This window comes from Cellvibrio fontiphilus (genome assembly GCF_042646205.1).
Lineage (GTDB): Bacteria > Pseudomonadota > Gammaproteobacteria > Pseudomonadales > Cellvibrionaceae > Cellvibrio > Cellvibrio fontiphilus_A.
Genome location: NZ_JBHRTF010000003.1, coordinates 288748 through 305588, shown reverse-complemented (window position 1 = coordinate 305588; position 16841 = coordinate 288748). Strand labels below are relative to the sequence as shown.

19 protein-coding genes and 1 tRNA gene are annotated in these 16841 nt (G+C 45.8%); 7 read left to right on the top strand and 13 right to left on the bottom strand.

Features of this window, described 5'->3' with window-relative positions; translation table 11 throughout:
- Positions 1-21: 21 nt before the first annotated feature.
- Complete coding sequence (gene rpmF / locus ACFODX_RS06890) at positions 22-204, bottom strand: 50S ribosomal protein L32 (protein ID WP_078042678.1); 183 nt, start codon at positions 202-204, stop codon at positions 22-24.
- A gap of 40 nt (positions 205-244) precedes the next feature.
- Positions 245-778 (bottom strand): YceD family protein, encoded by a 534-nt coding sequence (locus tag ACFODX_RS06885; protein WP_378117425.1) that lies wholly within the window; start codon positions 776-778, stop codon positions 245-247.
- Between the two features lie 130 nt (positions 779-908).
- Here ACFODX_RS06885 and ACFODX_RS06880 point away from each other — a divergent pair, with 130 nt between their 5' ends.
- Positions 909-1499, top strand: coding sequence for a Maf family protein (locus tag ACFODX_RS06880; RefSeq protein WP_378117423.1), 591 nt, complete (start codon positions 909-911; stop codon positions 1497-1499).
- Here ACFODX_RS06880 and ACFODX_RS06875 read toward each other — a convergent pair.
- Together ACFODX_RS06875 and rluC are read right to left on the bottom strand one after the other, a co-directional pair.
- A complete protein-coding gene (locus tag ACFODX_RS06875) occupies positions 1496-2140 on the bottom strand; it encodes an HAD-IA family hydrolase (RefSeq protein ID WP_378118117.1) in 645 nt (214 codons plus the stop codon). The two genes, ACFODX_RS06880 and ACFODX_RS06875, sit on opposite strands and share 4 nt — an antisense overlap.
- Positions 2141-2154: 14 nt before the next feature.
- On the bottom strand, positions 2155-3156 hold the full coding sequence (rluC, locus tag ACFODX_RS06870) for a 23S rRNA pseudouridine(955/2504/2580) synthase RluC (RefSeq protein WP_378117421.1): 1002 nt from the start codon (positions 3154-3156) through the stop codon (positions 2155-2157).
- An 800-nt stretch (positions 3157-3956) separates the two neighbouring features.
- Between rluC and rne the strand changes: the two genes are divergently transcribed.
- From rne to ACFODX_RS06840, 6 genes are all read left to right on the top strand, one after another.
- A complete protein-coding gene (gene rne, locus ACFODX_RS06865) occupies positions 3957-6803 on the top strand; it encodes a ribonuclease E (protein WP_378117419.1) in 2847 nt (948 codons plus the stop codon).
- A 144-nt stretch (positions 6804-6947) separates the two neighbouring features.
- Positions 6948-7037 (top strand) — tRNA-Ser (locus tag ACFODX_RS06860).
- 151 nt (positions 7038-7188) lie between these two features.
- Positions 7189-7572, top strand: coding sequence for a sulfurtransferase complex subunit TusD (gene tusD, locus ACFODX_RS06855; RefSeq protein ID WP_378117417.1), 384 nt, complete (start codon positions 7189-7191; stop codon positions 7570-7572).
- A gap of 8 nt (positions 7573-7580) precedes the next feature.
- On the top strand, positions 7581-7943 hold the full coding sequence (gene tusC, locus ACFODX_RS06850; RefSeq protein ID WP_378117415.1) for a sulfurtransferase complex subunit TusC: 363 nt from the start codon (positions 7581-7583) through the stop codon (positions 7941-7943).
- 37 nt (positions 7944-7980) lie between these two features.
- A complete protein-coding gene (gene tusB / locus ACFODX_RS06845; protein ID WP_378117413.1) occupies positions 7981-8253 on the top strand; it encodes a sulfurtransferase complex subunit TusB in 273 nt (90 codons plus the stop codon).
- Between the two features lies 1 nt (position 8254).
- A complete protein-coding gene (locus ACFODX_RS06840; protein WP_378117411.1) occupies positions 8255-8587 on the top strand; it encodes a TusE/DsrC/DsvC family sulfur relay protein in 333 nt (110 codons plus the stop codon).
- A 2-nt stretch (positions 8588-8589) separates the two neighbouring features.
- Here ACFODX_RS06840 and ACFODX_RS06835 read toward each other — a convergent pair whose 3' ends face one another.
- From ACFODX_RS06835 to ACFODX_RS06795, 9 genes are all read right to left on the bottom strand, one after another.
- Positions 8590-9942 carry an alanine/glycine:cation symporter family protein gene (locus tag ACFODX_RS06835; RefSeq protein WP_378117409.1) on the bottom strand — a complete coding sequence of 451 codons (1353 nt, stop codon included), beginning with the start codon at positions 9940-9942 and terminating at the stop codon, positions 8590-8592.
- A 63-nt stretch (positions 9943-10005) separates the two neighbouring features.
- Positions 10006-10347 carry a preprotein translocase subunit YajC gene (gene yajC / locus ACFODX_RS06830; protein ID WP_324259332.1) on the bottom strand — a complete coding sequence of 114 codons (342 nt, stop codon included), beginning with the start codon at positions 10345-10347 and terminating at the stop codon, positions 10006-10008.
- A 94-nt stretch (positions 10348-10441) separates the two neighbouring features.
- The gene (locus tag ACFODX_RS06825) at positions 10442-10885 is read right to left on the bottom strand and encodes a helix-turn-helix domain-containing protein (protein WP_378117407.1); all 444 of its coding nucleotides are present in this window, start codon (positions 10883-10885) and stop codon (positions 10442-10444) included.
- Positions 10886-11100: 215 nt separating this feature from the next.
- Positions 11101-11574: a thioredoxin-dependent thiol peroxidase gene (gene bcp, locus ACFODX_RS06820; protein ID WP_378117405.1), complete on the bottom strand. Its 474-nt coding sequence runs from the start codon at positions 11572-11574 to the stop codon at positions 11101-11103.
- Positions 11575-11641: 67 nt separating this feature from the next.
- A complete protein-coding gene (locus tag ACFODX_RS06815; protein WP_378117403.1) occupies positions 11642-12268 on the bottom strand; it encodes a GGDEF domain-containing protein in 627 nt (208 codons plus the stop codon).
- A gap of 78 nt (positions 12269-12346) precedes the next feature.
- Positions 12347-13246: a carbon-nitrogen hydrolase gene (locus tag ACFODX_RS06810; RefSeq protein ID WP_378117401.1), complete on the bottom strand. Its 900-nt coding sequence runs from the start codon at positions 13244-13246 to the stop codon at positions 12347-12349.
- Positions 13247-14290, bottom strand: coding sequence for an agmatine deiminase family protein (locus tag ACFODX_RS06805; protein ID WP_378117399.1), 1044 nt, complete (start codon positions 14288-14290; stop codon positions 13247-13249).
- Positions 14291-14364: 74 nt separating this feature from the next.
- Positions 14365-14901: a hypothetical protein gene (locus ACFODX_RS06800; RefSeq protein WP_378117397.1), complete on the bottom strand. Its 537-nt coding sequence runs from the start codon at positions 14899-14901 to the stop codon at positions 14365-14367.
- 9 nt (positions 14902-14910) lie between these two features.
- Positions 14911-16710: a hypothetical protein gene (locus ACFODX_RS06795; protein WP_378117395.1), complete on the bottom strand. Its 1800-nt coding sequence runs from the start codon at positions 16708-16710 to the stop codon at positions 14911-14913.
- Between the last annotated feature and the right edge of the window lie 131 nt (positions 16711-16841).

The following is a 16841-nucleotide window of genomic DNA, read 5'->3' as shown; positions in this document are numbered from 1 at the left end:
GTAGTCGTCTTGAGTAATAAATTACTCGTTGCTACCCTTATCGATCACTTTGCGACCACGATAGAAACCGTCGGCAGTCACGTGGTGACGCAGGTGTTTCTCACCGCTGGTAGCGTCTACTGACAAGGTTGGGCCAGTAAGAGCATCGTGAGAACGACGCATATCACGCTTTGAACGAGATTTTTTGTTTTGTTGAACTGCCATGGTTTGCTCCTATTTACTTACTCGTTGGAACCGAGGCGCCTCAGGATTTCGGCGAGCTCTTAAGTTGTTCCAACACCTGAAATGGGTTTTTCTCTTTTTTTACATCTACAGGCTTGCCACTTGAATAAAGCTTGCTATCAATGCAAGGCTCTTGGTGATAAGCAACTGCAGGTAAACTTAACAGCAGTTCTTCTTCGATCATGTCGTAAAGATCTGCCATTCCCTCACCAGTAATCCATGGTTCAAAATGCGCCGGCAATTTAGCTGCCGCTTCTTCGTCCCACACTATTCCAAGCGAGATATCACTCTCTACGGGTATCATTACAGGCTCAAGGCACCGCTGACAAATCAACAACATGTCGGCATGCGCATGACCAATAACAACCCTTTTACCCTCTTCACTGACTTTGAATTCAAGCTTCACTTGAACCTCACCATCATTGCTCTCGGTCGCATCAAGGATGCGAGGAAGCTCTGACGTAGGCACAAAGCCCTCTAAAACAACGCCCTGTTGGGCGAATTTGCGAGGATCAGCTTGCCGTGGCAAAGCCTTATGGGAAGTGGTCTTAAACATAAGCGCGCCATCATAGGGATATCGCCATCCAGTGTCAAAGAAAAACTGGCAGATTAACCCTATTTGGTGGCTTGGGAGGTAAAATCACCCCTTATTTTGCACCACCGCCTCCATAACGAAGCCAAACCCAATGAACAAACCACAAATTCTCTTGGCGTCCAGCTCAAAATACCGCCGCCAACTCCTCAGCAAATTAGCGATAGATTTTGATTGGGCCAGCCCAAGCATTGATGAGTCACCGCACTTGGGTGAAACCGCACAGGAATTGGTACTGCGCTTAGCGCAAGCAAAAGCCACCAAACTTACCAAGACTCACGATCACCGCTTTATTATCGGCTCAGATCAAGTTGCCACTTTCGGCGGCGACATACTGGGAAAGCCACTCAACCATGATGCGGCGGTACTGCAACTTGAGAAATTCTCAGGACAAGAAATCGTTTTTCTTACCAGCCTGTGCCTGTTAAACACCCAAAGTGGCAAATATCAACTGACGCTGGAGAAATGCAAGGTAAAATTCAGGACACTAAGCAGTAGCCAGATAAACACCTACTTGCTCAGAGAGAAGCCTTATGACTGTGCAGGCAGTTTTAAATCGGAGGGGTTTGGCATAACGCTGTTCGAATCTATTCACACGGAAGACCCGAACACATTGATCGGATTACCCTTAATCAAACTGACCGACATGCTAATAAAAGAAGGAATAGGCCCTCTGAATAACTAGGACAGCCTATCCCACAGCAATAATTGATCAAATCGATCCAGGCAAAGCTCCGGCTCATAAGGATGCAGCCGGGAAATATGGTGGGCCCCATAACTGACCGCAACACGGGGCATATCAATACGGCGCGCCATCTCCATGTCATATTCCGTATCACCAATCATCACAGCATCGGCTGCTGTTACCTGAAACTCTTCAAGCAACTGCATCAACATGAGAGGATCTGGTTTGGAGGCTGTTTCGTCAGCACAGCGACTGGCATGAAAAAAATCTGTTAAGCCATGCACAGCAAAAATACGATCCAAGCCTTTACGGCTCTTTCCCGTCGCCACAGTTAAACTATGTCCGCCCGCTTTTAACTGACGCAGAGTCTCGGCTACACCCGGGAAAAAATCAGATGGCCTCTCCTTATCCAATGATAAAAAATGGTCAGCATAAACCTCCCTCAATCGCTGCCGGGAGGTGAACTCCACTTCGGGATAGAGCCGGTGAATAGCCTCAGGCAAGCCCAGGCCAATTATATTGTGAATAACTTCATCTGCCAGAGACTCCAACCCCAGATCGCAAGCTGCCAACTGCATCGCCTTGGTAATCTTTCCTTTTGAATCACAGAGAGTACCATCCCAATCAAATATAAAAAGCATTAACTTCTTCACCTTCACTCAACAACAGGCAGAGACGCCAAAGGAATGGCCAAATCAGCCGGCAATGGCGCCTCAACCCAAGTCAACTGATCCGATTCTGGCAGGTAAAATGCAAGCGCCGAAGCATGCAGAAAAAGCCGCCTTATACCAACCAAGCGCATGGCAGCATTGATTTCATCATCCCCATACTTCTCATCACCAACCAAACTATGCCCCGCATATTGCGCATGCACTCGAATTTGATGGGTGCGGCCCGTAATAGGACGTGCCTCTATGAGACTAAACCCCTCATAACAACGCAACAACTTGAATTCAGTCAGGCTCGGCTTACCATCAGGACTCACTTTAACTATTCGCTCCCCTCCCGCGATCTCTATTTTAAGCAAGGGCGCATTAACCTGATGGCAACGCTTTGACCATTTACCCAATACTAAAGCTTGGTAAACTTTTTGGATACCGCCCGTACCAGCCGATTTCTCACGCAGCGCTGCTTGAAGATGGCGCAAATAACTACGCTTTTTTGCCACCATGATGCAGCCGGACGTATCGCGATCCAAGCGATGCACCAACTCCAAATGTCGCGCCTCAGGCCGCATCTGACGCAGGGTTTCAATCAGGCCGAGCGTGATTCCGCTCCCCCCATGGACGGCAAGCCCCGGCGGCTTGTTTACTACCAGCAAGCCATCATCCTCATAGAGGATCGAGTTCGCCAACAAAGACATCATTTGATGACTGGCCTTTGCCTCGGTACCCGATTCAGCTGTTCTGATTGGCGGAACGCGGACAAGATCACCCGCCTTCAACTTGTATTCCGGCTTTATGCGACCTTTATTTACCCTGACCTCACCCTTGCGGATAACGTTGTAAATCTTGGATCGGGGAACACCTTTCAGACGAGCAATCAGAAAGTTATCTAGCCGCTGCCCGGCCAGATCTGCATCAATCTCAATTATCGACACCTCACCCTGCGTCACACTATCTGTCACGGGAGGTATATTTTTCTCATATTTTTCCATGGCGCCATCATAACCGAAGCCTCGATATAACCCCACCACCAGTTCAGCGAACTGCCGCTAACGCACTGATTTAATTGCTCGCATCAGAGGGAGCTGCTATATTCAAGCGACTGATACAGGCTGGTTTCCGGGTAGCGCGCATAAGCAGGCGCATCATTAGGAAATACCGCTGACAGCGGGGAAGCATGTTTTTGAGAGACCCAAACAACCCAAGTGCTGCTTCCTTGATTAACACCACACATGGGTAACTATCGAGAATTATTTGATATTTACCTCTAACAATTGCATCAACCCCTGTTGAAGTCATTGTTAACGATTTTTTGTTTTGCTGAACTCAAGCAAGTTCTATTTGCAAATTCCGGATTAAAAGTGGGGTCTTTGATAACCCCTCTTTCCGAAGTCATGGTGAGGTTATCTATAGCATCAAAGCGCGGCCCAAAAGGCTTTACGCTGACACAAGCAGCAGACTCCGGATCACTCCAGTTGAGCAACCTGCTCTTGATCAAGCCGGATTAACGCGCAAATAACCCGAGTCAAACAGGATGGAAACCGCTTAGACTGCACCTCAAATAGGAGCACCGGATAACACCGGCAACTGTGAATGAGCCAAACGGGCCAACCGACCTCTGCTTCAGTGACCGCTGGAAAGCGACCAAACACGAAAGCGACGGATAGCCCCTCCAACCGCTAATATGAGCCTCATCACGAGGTAGCTTATTAGTCTACAAGGTTGCGCAGAACATGATTTTGTTAACCGTGATTGTCATCTTGGCTTGATGCCACAGACAATTAGGTAACACATGAAAAGAATGCTTATTAATGCAACTCAACCAGAAGAGTTGCGCGTAGCACTGGTCGATGGCCAATGGCTCTACGACCTGGACATTGAAAACCGCAATCGCGAACAGAAAAAATCCAATATTTATAAAGGCCGCATTACCCGCGTAGAACCAAGCCTTGAGGCCGCATTTGTCGACTACGGCGCCGAGCGTCACGGCTTTCTCCCCCTAAAAGAAATATCCCGCGAATACTTCACCAAAAATCCGGGTGATGCCGACGGACGCATCAAAATCAAAGATGTACTAAAGGAAGGCACCGAAGTTATTGTGCAAATTGATAAGGAGGAGCGCGGCAACAAAGGCGCAGCCCTTACAACCTTTATCAGCTTGGCCGGCCGCTACTTGGTACTTATGCCCAACAACCCGCGAGCGGGAGGCATATCTCGCCGAATCGAGGGAGAAGACCGCGCAGAATTAAAAGATGCACTGGGTGAGGTTGAAGTCCCCAATGGCATGGGCGTTATCATCCGTACTGCCGGCGTTGGTCGCAGCTCTGAAGAACTGCAGTGGGACCTCAACTATTTGCTGCAATTATGGGACTCTATTGCCAGTGCAGCCAAATCATCCCCGGCACCCGCATTTCTCTTCCAGGAAAGTAACGTCATCATCCGTGCGATTCGCGACTATCTGCGCCAGGACGTCGGCGAGGTCATAGTCGATAATAAAGAAGCCTATGACTTGGCAGCCGGTTTTATCCAGCAGGTAATGCCCAACTATCGCAGCAAAGTGAAGCTGTACCAAGATGACATCCCCTTATTCAATCGCTACCAGATTGAATCTCAAATCGAAACAGCATTCCAACGCGAAGTTAAACTCCCATCCGGCGGCTCAATCGTAATCGATGCTACAGAAGCTCTGGTTGCGATTGATATTAACTCCTCACGCGCCACCAAAGGCGGTGATATCGAGGAAACAGCACTTCAAACAAATCTGGAAGCAGCTGATGAAATTGCCCGCCAATTGCGCCTACGCGACATGGGAGGCCTGATTGTTATCGACTTTATCGATATGCAGCCGGTGCGCAATCAACGTGAGGTAGAAAATCGTGTGCGTGACGCCTTGATGATGGACAGAGCTCGCGTGCAAATTGGACGCATATCCCGCTTTGGCCTGATGGAAATGTCACGCCAGCGCCTGCGCCCATCCCTGGGCGAAACTCACTCAAAAATCTGCCCACGCTGCGATGGTGTTGGTAGTATTCGTGGCACCCGCTCTCTGGCCCTATCCATCCTTCGACTGGTAGAAGACGAAGCTCAAAAAGAGCGCAGCGCAGAAATTCGGGCCATCTGCCCAGTATCAGTGGCTACCTACCTCCTCAATGAGAAGCGGAAAACCATTTCCAGCATTGAAGCACGTAACAACACTCGCGTAGTTATAGTGCCCAGCGCCGAGTTAATGACTCCACACTTTGAAGTGCAGCGCTTACGTGATGACGATGAAGGGACACTTGAGACCAGTTATAAAATTGTCGCCCATACCGATGAAAGCAAAGCCGACGAAGAAGACTTCAAAGCCAAACCTTTGAATACACCCAAACCTTTGGTGCAACCCAGCAGCCCAAGCCAACCCGCCCCTGAAGCACCCAAAAAGCCAGGGCTGTTTGCACGCTTGTTTAGTTCAATTGGCAGTATTTTTAGCAGCGAAAAAAGCGAGGACAACAAGGGTAAGCGTGAACACAAACGCGATAGTCGTCGCAATTCAGGACGAAATAGTCGCCGTGATGGGCGCAATAACCGCCGCGACCGCGGCGATCGCAAAGAAGACCGCGAGATTCTGGATAATCTGGAACATCGCAGTGCCAGCGAAACCAAACAACCACGCGAACAAGAAAAACGCGACCTCCCCGCGCGTGACCCAAACAATGAATCACGCCGCTCACGCAACAACCGCGACCAACAACGTGAGCCCGTTCGCGAACAACCTGTTGGCGAAGATGATCAACGCCCATCAAAAAACCGCAACCAGCGCCAAGATCGCGACAATCGTCGCGCCAGCAATCGCGAGGAAGCGTCGCCAGCAACTGAATTGATTCGAGACGGCAATGAATCATTGGAAGATGGCGATGATCAACGTCCATCAAAGCGCCCCGCAGGACGCAGGACACGCACCCAACAACGTCGTCGCACACGCAATGACTCGGCAGCACCCGCTACAGACCTGGAGGAATCATTCGCAACAAGTGAACCCAAAGTTCTGAGCGAGTCGGCTCAATTGGCGCAGCAAATATCTGCAGCTATTGCAGAACACGCACAACAAAAACCGCAGGAAATTACATCTCAGGAAGCATCATCTTTCGAAATCCATGCACAAACCGAAAACCTAGAAAATACAACAATTCAAACACCAATAGAGCCAACCAACAGTCAGAAACAGTCGGAGACGCCCTTAACACAAACCCAGTACACCTCTTTAGCAGAACATACTGAGACAGAGACATGGACTACAAACAATCAAGTCAGTAATCCAGAGAAAGACCATCTGGAAATGGAGCTATTAACGCAACAAAATGTCATGCAACCAATAACTTTGGCGGCAGATGAAATTATGACAACACCAGAGACTGCATTCGAAGCCACCAAAGCACAGATAGAGACAGAAAACCCAAATGTGCCTACAAGGGCAATTAATGATCCGCGAAAAGCGCCCAAACCTGTCGCCAACGTGAGCATAATCACTGAGACAATAGAGGTGCCAGCATCATTGGCTCTAGACACAAGCCTACCCCCTAGCGTCGACCACAACCCTCGCCCATTAAACAGACCATCAAATGACCCTCGCTTGAAAAAGAGAGCAAGCTCGGAGCAGTAAAAACTGAACCCAAAATCAAAAGCCGAATTGTTTTCCAATTCGGCTTTTTTGTTGATGGAAAATTAAATCAACACCCAATTTAATTATAAAAAATTTCTTTTTCTCTTGCTCAAAAAAAAAAGAGCTGTATAATCTGCGCAACCCGGAAGGGTGGCAGAGTGGTTTAATGCACCGGTCTTGAAAACCGGCGTAGGTGCGAGCCTACCCAGGGTTCAAATCCCTGCCCTTCCGCCATATCAAAAAGGCGCTAGAGAAATCTAGCGCCTTTTTCTTTAGCATCTCCAACATCATTATTCTTGGCTTCAACTCCATCAGTTTGTATTATCACCTGAAAGAGAAAAACTCAGTTTCAACTCTCCAGCCACCTATTGAAAAGTAATGGTTTATGATTTTTTCATTAGCTGTTTATGCCGCCCCTTATTCGTCTCAAGCTAGTCAAACAGCCTATGAATTCGCAACCGCTGTATTGCGCCAAGGGCATGTATTACATCGTGTATTTTTTTATCACGATGGAGTACACAATGCCACATCACTAGCCACGCCACCTCAAGATGAATTTAATCTACACAACGCTTGGAGCCTTCTCGCAAAACAACATGATTTGGTCATCTGCATAGCTGCAGCTTTAAAACGAGGAGTGCTAAACAAAGAGGAGGCTGATCGCTACAACAAATCAACGCACAATTTAAATGATAATTTTGCGCTTAGTGGTTTGGGTCAATTAATAGAAGCTGCTGTTATTTCTGATCGATTTATTACTTTTGGTTAAACCTACCGATGAGCAAAAAACTATTAATTATTACACGTCGGTCACCCTATGGCGGAAGCTTTGCTCGCGAGGCGCTTGACGTTGCATTAGCGGCATCAATTTATGATCAGGATATCGGGATACTTTTTATGGATGACGGGGTCTTTCAACTACTCAAAAATCAACAGCCTGACCACACATATTTCAAAAATTTTGGTGCTAATTTATCTACCCTATCTCTTTACGGGATAGAAAAAACTTATGCTCACAAAGAATCCCTGCAAGAAAGAGGCCTTACTAAGGCAGATTTAATTTTGGACAATATCCAAATTTTAAGCAGCAAAGATGTAGAAGAGCTTTTATATCGACAAGATCATTTACTGAGCTTTTAACATGAGCACGCTACACACGATTAACAAGTCGCCCTACATGAACAATGCACTAGCCTCATGTATAAGAGTCTGCGCAGCAAGTGATGCGATTTTATTATTAGAGGATGGAGTTCTTGGTGCAACAAAATCCTCACCGCAAGCCGATGCAATACATCGGCTAATAGAATCCGGAGTGCGCGTATTCGCAATTAGCTTTGACATAAAAGCAAGGGGATTGAGTGAGCTACAGCTTGAGTCCGTAGAGCTGGTTGATTATGACGATTTTGTAACCCTCACCATTCAACATCGCTGTGTTCAAAGCTGGTATTAGCATGCATTTGAATATTGATAATCAAGAAGTTGCTGTCGACAGAGATGGATTTCTAGTCAACTTACAGGATTGGACCCCAGATATCGCAGAAAAACTTGCACAAGAAGAGAAAATCGAACTTACACCCGAACACTGGAAAGTAATTTTTCTATTAAGAGAATTCTATGCTGAATTCCAAATTTCCCCGGCAATGAGAGCACTAGTAAAATATATTGAGAAAAAACTGGGGCCAGAAAAAGGCAAAAGCGTATATCTGCTAAGTTTATTTCCACCAAGCCCCGCTAAAGTTGCAAGCAAAATTGCTGGTCTACCACGCCCAACCAACTGCTTGTAGACCTAGCTAATTTTCTGTTGCGAAAAATAGTCTAACGTCAACTTCAAAACAACAGGGCTCAATAGCCACAAAGATATTAAATTTGGAATGGCCATCAACGCGTTAAGGGTATCAGCAAGAAGCCAAACAAAATCCAAATGAAAAACTGCACCGCCAAAAACAGCAAAAACCCAAATAATTCGGAAAGGCATAACACTTTTTTTACCGGCAAGGTAAATCCAGCAACGCTCTCCATAGTAACTCCAACCCAGTATGGTGGTAAAAGTGAAGACAACCAACGCCGATGCCAATAGGTAAGCCCCAACACCAGGTAAAGCAGATTCAAATGCAAGTGAAGATAAGCTTGCGCCACTCGCCCCCCCATCCCATACGCCAGTACAGACAATCACTAACCCTGTGAGCGTGCAGATCACAATGGTATCGATAAAAGTGCCAGTCATCCCGATGAGACCTGAACGAACTGGACTATTTGTGACAGCAGCAGCCTGAGCAATCCCCGCAGTGCCAAGCCCTGCCTCATTAGAAAAAATACCTCTAGCCACTCCATACTGAATGGCCATTAGTACTGCAGCCCCAGCAAAACCACCAGATGCAGCAGCAGGAGTGAACGCATGGGTAAATATTAATGATAGAGCCTCGGGAATCCGCGAGGCATATAAAACTAACACGATCACCGACATCAAAATGTAAGCAATGCACATAAATGGAACCAAAGAAGCGGCTACCTTAGCGATACGTTTTATACCACCTAACACCACCATAGCTACGACCAATGTCGTGATTAGCCCAGTGATCCATGTTTCCACACCGAAGGTCACCCTAATAACTTCAGCCATACTGTTTGACTGAACCATATTCCCAATACCAAAGCCTGCCAGCCCACCAAAGAGCGCAAATACAAAACCCAGCCAATGCCACGAATGACTTAAGCCATTTTTGATTGCGTACATAGGGCCGCCACTGCATTCACCTCTATCGTCAACATCGCGGTAATGCACCGCGAGCACAACTTCAGAATACTTGGTGGCCATCCCAACTAAAGCGGTACACCACATCCAAAACAATGCGCCTGGCCCACCCAAAAAAATCGCTGTTGCTACCCCGGCAATATTTCCAGTGCCAACAGTTGCTGACAAACATGTCATTAAGGCTTGGAAAGAACTCACTTGACCAATAGTCTTATCATCCTTTGTTCTGCCCTGCCACACGAGACGAAAACCAAGCCCGAGGCGTAGTATTGGCATCCCCTTTAAACCAATCATTAAGTAAAATCCCGTTCCCAAAATGAGAACCAGCATGGGAACACCCCACACAAAGTTATTTATCTGTGCAACGAGATTATGGATAAGATCCATTCAGATAGGCTCCGAGGAAAAACAAAAAAGGGGCATAAGCCCCTTTTTTAAAGATTTGGCATTTTAAGCCGATTCGATTGTTTTGATTGTACCTTTGGGCAGAACAGCATGCACAGCAACCTTTTGAAACTTGAGCTCTACGTTATTGCCCGTTTCGAGAACTATGTAATTTTCGTCCACTTTGATAACTTTACCCAACATGCCGCTAGTCATAACAACTTCATCACCTTTAGCCAAGGCAGCAACCAAGTTTTGGTGTTCTTTCTGACGCTTACGCTGAGGGCGTATAATAAGCAGGTACATGAAAAGAAACATACCGCCAAACATCAGCAAGGTAATCATCGGATTACCTTGTGGAGCAGCGGCTTCGGTTTGAGCGACTGCAGACGCTATAAAGAAACTCATGAAACTAACCTCTAAGAATAAAGAACACCAACTTTACCTGTTTTAAAACTCTCAGGCAATTGGCGCACTATCCTTAGAACCTAGAGAAAAGACTCTAAGCATAATCTCGAAAAAGCTTTCTAAACACACTGGGTGAAAGGCCGGTCCAACGCTTAAATGCGTTGGTAAAACTGGTTCTATCGGAAAAGTCCAGCGCTTTGGAAACATTATCCACGCTCATATGCTCGTCAATCAGGTACTTGATTGCATAATGAAAACGTAATGCATCTCTTATTTGAGCAAAATTAGCATTCTGGTTCTGTAAACGACGTTGCAAAGTACGCTTCGAGAGCTTTAGATCCTCGGCAATGCGATCGATTGATAAATCTTCCCGACCTACGCGCTGTTTTAATGCATCTATAACCCTAGCGGAAACCCCTTCAAATCTAGGGATTTCGGCAAGAGATAAATATTCTTTGTATGATCTAACCTCAGATCCTGCGAAAGAATTTTCCGAGGAACCTTCGTTATTCCGGTAAATTCGCTGTAATTGAATCATCCAAGCGTCTCCTTTGCCAATAAAAGGCAGTTGTGGAATTTAAGGAGTGTCACTTGCCGGCTAATTAAAGCCGACAGTATCGATATCATCCTTTTGTCGATCAAGCCACACTCGACATAGAAGATTATAGTCTATATCGATTCGCAACAAAGAGAAATGCGTATGATTTTCACATGACGAAATTTTTATATCACATTTTAATATAAACAGTGGATTTAAATGCCATTTCGCAGAATCGCTAGCACATCCTGATCGTGAGTCTTCGTATTAACCTTATCCAGTATCTTACAGAGACGTCCATCTTTATTGATAATAAACGTGGTGCGAAGAATCCCCATAAACTCCTTACCCATAAACTTCTTCAGAGCCCAAACACCATAGGATTCTGCTACAGCATGATCTTCATCGGCGAGCAGATTAAAGCCCAGACTATATTTATCAGCAAACTTGATAAGTTTAGCGGGAGCATCGGGACTTATACCCAATACAACAGTATCTAACTTTTCGAACTCAGCAGACGAGGAACTGATCCCGCAAGCTTGAACCGTACATCCAGGCGTTGATGCTTTAGGATAAAAGTAAAGCACAAGATTTTTTTTGCCTTTAAAGTCTTTTAACGAGACCTTCTCGCCGTGCTGATTGATTAATGTAAAAGCGGGTGCCAGATTACCTATTTTCGGAAAACTCATAATTCAAAAACCCTTAAACATTTACAGTCAAAATTTTTATTTTTTACGCTTCGCCAAAAATACCGGATCAATCATCCGCATCATTAAACAAGTCAAATAACGCATCTTTTTCATCAGCCGTAACATTAGTATCGGTGACCAATGGGGTATCAATTGGACCTTTAACCAAGTTGCGGCCGGCAGCTTTGGCTTGATACAAACGCGAATCCACTCTTTCGATAAATTCCTGAACAGTGTAATCATCGGTAGATTTAAATTCATCAACACCCAGGCTCGCTGTTATTTGCACATCTTTTTTATTTATTTTGAACTCACTGTTTACAATTAAAAGTCGCAAACGTTCAGCGACATTCAATGCCTGATGTATTTCAGTGCCGGGCAAAATTACAGCGAACTCCTCACCGCCAAAACGACAGGCAAAATCCAACTTGCGAATTGCAACTTTTATTAGCTGGGATACGTGTTGCAAAGCCTGATTCCCTAACTCATGACCCCAAGTATCATTAAATTGTTTGAAATGATCTATATCGAGAATAATCAATGATAGAGGAACAGAGGAGCGACGACTTCGCTCCATCTCCAAGGGTAAAATGTTGGAAAAAAAACGAAAGTTATACAGTCCGGTCAAAGCATCTGTTTGCACTTGATGACGAAGCTCATCAACCTCATTTCGTAAGCTCAACAACTCATTCATTAGACGACATTGCTGACCTGTAGCAGCGCAGGATAAATTCTCCGAGTTTGATGATAAGCCTGTGTGATCCATAAGACTTTAGTCGCGATAAATCTTTAATAGATCGCCATAGTGATCTATGCGCCTATCGCGCAGATAAGGCCACATACGACGGACGGTCTCACTTCGCTGCAAATCTATTGTGACCACAGCGTTTGCTTCCTGATCGGAAGATGCCACCCATAGAAACTCTCCCTGCGGTCCTGCAATAAAACTATTACCCCAAAAATCCAGACCACAACCACCGGCAGGATCAGGCTCATGCCCTACCCTATTAACACTGACTACTGGCAAACCATTGGCAATCGCATGAGCACGCTGGACTGTCACCCAGGCTTCACGCTGACGCGTTTTTTCCTCAGCATCTTCATCAGGAGTCCAACCAATTGCCGTTGGATAAATTAATAAGTCTGCACCAGCCATCGCCATAAGACGGGCTGCTTCAGGAAACCACTGATCCCAACACACTAAAACCCCTAGAGAACCAACCGAGGTTTGAATTGGATAAAAGCCCAAGTCGCCAGGGGTAAAATAAAATTTTTCATAGTAACCGGGATCATCCGGTATGTGCATTTTGCGATATTTCCCAGCAATTGAACCGTCTCGCTCTAAAACTACTGCTGTGTTGTGATGCAAACCCACACCGCGTTTTTCAAACAGAGAGGCAACTATTACTATATTTAATTCGCGCGCCAGATCGCCTAATCGATCCGTACTGGGACCAGGAATGGTTTCAGCCTGATCGAAATGATCACTTATTTCTTGTTGGCAAAAATACAAACCTCGATGCAGTTCTTGCAGAACCACCAGCTCAGCTCCCTGTGCAGCCAACAAGCGAATATTGTTAAGGGTTTTGGTGAAATTTTCATTCAAATCAGCACTACATGACTGTTGAATTACACCAACTTTGAGATTTTTTTTGAACTGATTACTGCGCATTTAAAGTGGCTCCAAAACACCTTCAGGAATTTGCATGGTAATGCAGTGCAAGCTCCCCCCTTGCTCTATGAGGGTATTACAGGGAATACCGAGGATTTCATATCCAGGAAATGCTTGAGATACCACCTCTAATGCATCCTCATCCATCGGCAATTCATAGATTGGAACTAATACCGCCTCGTTGATCACAAGAAAATTGGCATAGGTAGATGGCAACCGCTCATCACTGTCACGCCCCAAAACTGGACCCGACCACGGAAGAGGAAGCAAACGATAAGGCTCACCATCAGCATTAGTAAACGTTTTTAACTGAGCTTCCATTTTTTTTAATTCAGCATAATGCTCATCATTTTCATCGTCACATGCCGTATAAACAATTGTATTGTTGGGACAAAGGCGCGCCAGAGTATCTACATGGCTGTCGGTGTCATCGCCCGCAAGATAACCATAATCAAGCCAGTTAACTTTACGCACGCCAAATGCTGCTTTTAGGCGCGCCTCTATATCTGCCCTGGTCAAATCCGGATTACGATTTTTATTTAACAAACAAGACGATGTAGTTAATAACGTGCCCTGGCCGTCAGTCTCTATAGAACCGCCTTCAAGTACCCAATCCTGCTCTTCAAAAACGGCATAGGGGAAAGCCTCTTGGTTGAACAACACTTTGGATATTTGATTATCCTGAGCATGAGGAAATTTATTACCCCAACCATTAAATTGGAAATCAAGTAATTTAAAAACACCATCTGCTTCTACCGTAATAGGCCCATGATCGCGCGCCCAAGTATCGTCGCTGGCACAGGGATACAAATGGATATACTCCATAGGAGCACCCATAGCTTCAAGGCGTGCATAAACCTCTTCTTTCATTTGATCCGGCACAGCAATGATGACATCAGCGTAATCAACAATCACTGTTGCCAAGGCCTCATATAACTCAGTGACATCCTCAAGAATCCAGTTCCAGGCAGTATTTTTATGCGGCCAGGTTAACATGACCGCATCCTGTGGCTCCCACTCGGCGGGCAAACGTTGGATAGACATAAAAACACCTCTTTACTAATAAAGTGAACTAATTTTTAGAGCATTATAAACAAACCACAATAAGCATTGTGTGCTCAATCCTTTGGCATTACCTGCTCTTGGGCGGGTAGCGAAATCACTCCATCAGTATTACTTTTCGGGATTGTTTTTTGCTGCTTAGTAATGGTGGAACCCACCTGAATAATTGCCGACACCACACGTTGCGCACGACTATTGGCGGTAACCAGTTCAACATACAACCGCACGTAATGGCGCCCCTCGCGTTTTACATTCAGGCTGAGCGGCAAATTATATTTGCCCGTAGAGGTGGGAAGAAAAGTGACCGAATCAATAGGCGATAGAAGGCTTAGGCCATCACTGGATGCAACACGCACCGACAACTCATCAAAAGCAGCCGGCCCCTCCAATATAAGCACCAAGTCTTGCGCACCCAGCGAAGCCAATAGAATCGGCTGTGAATTGCTAATACTGACGCTTGCACCCGGCTTGCCAAGCGTATGAACTTGCGATCTATTACTGTCGCTGTCCGCTGAGCGATTGCCTGAGTAACATGATTGCGTAAGCAAAATGATCAACGAAAAAAACAATATGCCTGATATTTTACTGGTCATAATATTTACCTAATTTGGTAAAGCGCGCACATTAAAACACTGGTCAACTGAAGCACTTACATCTGAATCCAACGCACTTGCTTCGACCACTTCCAATATATATGTACCAACAGAGAGAAAACGATTTATCGTTTCATCATCGGCAGTAGCAGACTCGGCCTGTGCGATTAATTGGCCTTGCTGATAAAGGTAAAGATCCGGATCAGAAACACTGGCCCCTTGAGGTGATGCAGTTGCCTTGAGTTCATATCTGCCACTGGACACTATATTCAACAATAAGAACTGGGAAACGCCGAGCTTATTGTAGGAGCCATTTTCATTAGAGCTGCACACATTTACTGAGGTGTTATTGACCGGAAGATTTTTGTAGACGGGCAAATTGGCAACCGCGCCTCCCGAATTACTTTCACCAGAACCAAAGCGATCAGTGATCGCAATATTTTGCCCGGTTAATAAGCTATTAAACCCGACACTAACAGCAGGCATAGCTAGGCGTAATTGTTCAGCAAACAGATACACCGACACAAAAGCATCGCTGGAGCGATAATTTTCACGCCTAATAATGGTAAAAATATCGGAAAAATTACGCGCTGTTTTATTGTTATCGCTGGTGTAAAAATTATACAAAACAGATTGAATCGAAGCCTCAGAGTACCAGCCGCGCACCGCATTATTAATGCGATTAACTGTGATTTGAAAACCGCTGGCCTGCGCTTCACCACTGGCATCCCGATAGACAGGATCATCCAGCAGCATCGCAGAAAATGCATTGGCAAAACCTTCGGACATGGCGACTCGCATATCTAATTTATCATCGCCTTGATGGTCGCCGCCGATGTTATCCGAGCGAGATAATTTTGCCTCAATATAATGCCCCCACTCATGCAAAATCACATGGCGATCATATTCATCAGTATCTTCATCTTGACCGCCCAGAAGATAAATTGCATTCAGGTCATCACGATAAAAACTGGTGCCAATTTCACCCAAATCCAGCTCACCGTCTGCAGTAATATTGTTTGGGCTCCAACGCAATTCGAGCGAAGGTAATTGCACCGAGTTATCGGCACTAAGCAACCGCTCAAGGCCGGTATAAATAGCATCAAGAATTGCAAAAGGTGCAGCGATACGCGGTTGGGTATAAGCATTTCCTGTCCACCCTGATGCTGCGTGAAGATTGCGCACTGCTGTGGATGGTGCAGCGACCAGTAGCGAACCATTCATCGCATAAAGGTCATTGTTGCTGGTGTTATCAGTAACTTTAAAATTCCAGCTCGCCTGATTATTGATTTGCGGTGATACTAATTGCGCTTTTACACGCACACGCACAGGTAAATCGCGGGTTACTGTGAACGAATAATCGCCATTGGTCGTAGTTATGCTGGAGGACAATATATTGTTATTGGCATCCAGCAACTCTACAACCAATCCCCTGACGGGCATTGTGGTTGTAGCAGCGTAATCAAGGCCGTTATCGGATTCATCATGGGGAATAAAGTCATAGGTGATCTGACCTGAAATAACAATAAGACCAGAGCTTGCAGAAGACGCAATAGAGGAAATGGAACTGGCCGATGACAGCTCAGCACTCGATGACACAGCTGCACTTGAGTCTGTGTTTGATGATGAGGCTTGTGTACTCGATGGGCTGAATAGGGACGACGCAGACGCGCTGTTGGGTGCAATGTTTGTACCCGATGAAGAACCGCCGCCGCAGCCGAACAATAGTGCCGTAAATCCAACAATCCCCAGAACGAATAAACAGCGGCTGATACGATGAAGTAACGCAGTCGATAGGAATTCAGTCATATAAACCTCTGGAGACGCATTAGCCATCATTTTTGGTGCACACACTTCTCAGTGCACAATAGCCTCGGCGTAAATTATTCAGCTGTGCAAGTATAAACAAAAACCTCGATTAAGCGATTGGTTCGCTGGCG

What these genes read in the sequence shown, in the direction of transcription:
- bcp (WP_378117405.1), bottom strand. Translation starts at nt 11,574, where the DNA reads ATGAGTTTTCCGAAAATAGGTAATCTGGCACCCGCTTTTACATTAATC.
- rluC (WP_378117421.1), bottom strand. Translation starts at nt 3,156, where the DNA reads ATGGAAAAATATGAGAAAAATATACCTCCCGTGACAGATAGTGTGACG.
- ACFODX_RS06825 (WP_378117407.1), bottom strand. Translation starts at nt 10,885, where the DNA reads ATGATTCAATTACAGCGAATTTACCGGAATAACGAAGGTTCCTCGGAA.
- tusD (WP_378117417.1), top strand. Translation starts at nt 7,189, where the DNA reads ATGATTTTTTCATTAGCTGTTTATGCCGCCCCTTATTCGTCTCAAGCT.
- ACFODX_RS06800 (WP_378117397.1), bottom strand. Translation starts at nt 14,901, where the DNA reads ATGACCAGTAAAATATCAGGCATATTGTTTTTTTCGTTGATCATTTTG.
- ACFODX_RS06840 (WP_378117411.1), top strand. Translation starts at nt 8,255, where the DNA reads ATGCATTTGAATATTGATAATCAAGAAGTTGCTGTCGACAGAGATGGA.
- ACFODX_RS06805 (WP_378117399.1), bottom strand. Translation starts at nt 14,290, where the DNA reads ATGTCTATCCAACGTTTGCCCGCCGAGTGGGAGCCACAGGATGCGGTC.
- ACFODX_RS06880 (WP_378117423.1), top strand. Translation starts at nt 909, where the DNA reads ATGAACAAACCACAAATTCTCTTGGCGTCCAGCTCAAAATACCGCCGC.
- rpmF (WP_078042678.1), bottom strand. Translation starts at nt 204, where the DNA reads ATGGCAGTTCAACAAAACAAAAAATCTCGTTCAAAGCGTGATATGCGT.
- tusC (WP_378117415.1), top strand. Translation starts at nt 7,581, where the DNA reads ATGAGCAAAAAACTATTAATTATTACACGTCGGTCACCCTATGGCGGA.
- ACFODX_RS06835 (WP_378117409.1), bottom strand. Translation starts at nt 9,942, where the DNA reads ATGGATCTTATCCATAATCTCGTTGCACAGATAAATAACTTTGTGTGG.
- ACFODX_RS06810 (WP_378117401.1), bottom strand. Translation starts at nt 13,246, where the DNA reads ATGCGCAGTAATCAGTTCAAAAAAAATCTCAAAGTTGGTGTAATTCAA.
- ACFODX_RS06815 (WP_378117403.1), bottom strand. Translation starts at nt 12,268, where the DNA reads ATGAATGAGTTGTTGAGCTTACGAAATGAGGTTGATGAGCTTCGTCAT.
- ACFODX_RS06885 (WP_378117425.1), bottom strand. Translation starts at nt 778, where the DNA reads ATGTTTAAGACCACTTCCCATAAGGCTTTGCCACGGCAAGCTGATCCT.
- tusB (WP_378117413.1), top strand. Translation starts at nt 7,981, where the DNA reads ATGAACAATGCACTAGCCTCATGTATAAGAGTCTGCGCAGCAAGTGAT.
- yajC (WP_324259332.1), bottom strand. Translation starts at nt 10,347, where the DNA reads ATGAGTTTCTTTATAGCGTCTGCAGTCGCTCAAACCGAAGCCGCTGCT.
- rne (WP_378117419.1), top strand. Translation starts at nt 3,957, where the DNA reads ATGAAAAGAATGCTTATTAATGCAACTCAACCAGAAGAGTTGCGCGTA.
- ACFODX_RS06875 (WP_378118117.1), bottom strand. Translation starts at nt 2,140, where the DNA reads ATGCTTTTTATATTTGATTGGGATGGTACTCTCTGTGATTCAAAAGGA.
- ACFODX_RS06795 (WP_378117395.1), bottom strand. Translation starts at nt 16,710, where the DNA reads ATGACTGAATTCCTATCGACTGCGTTACTTCATCGTATCAGCCGCTGT.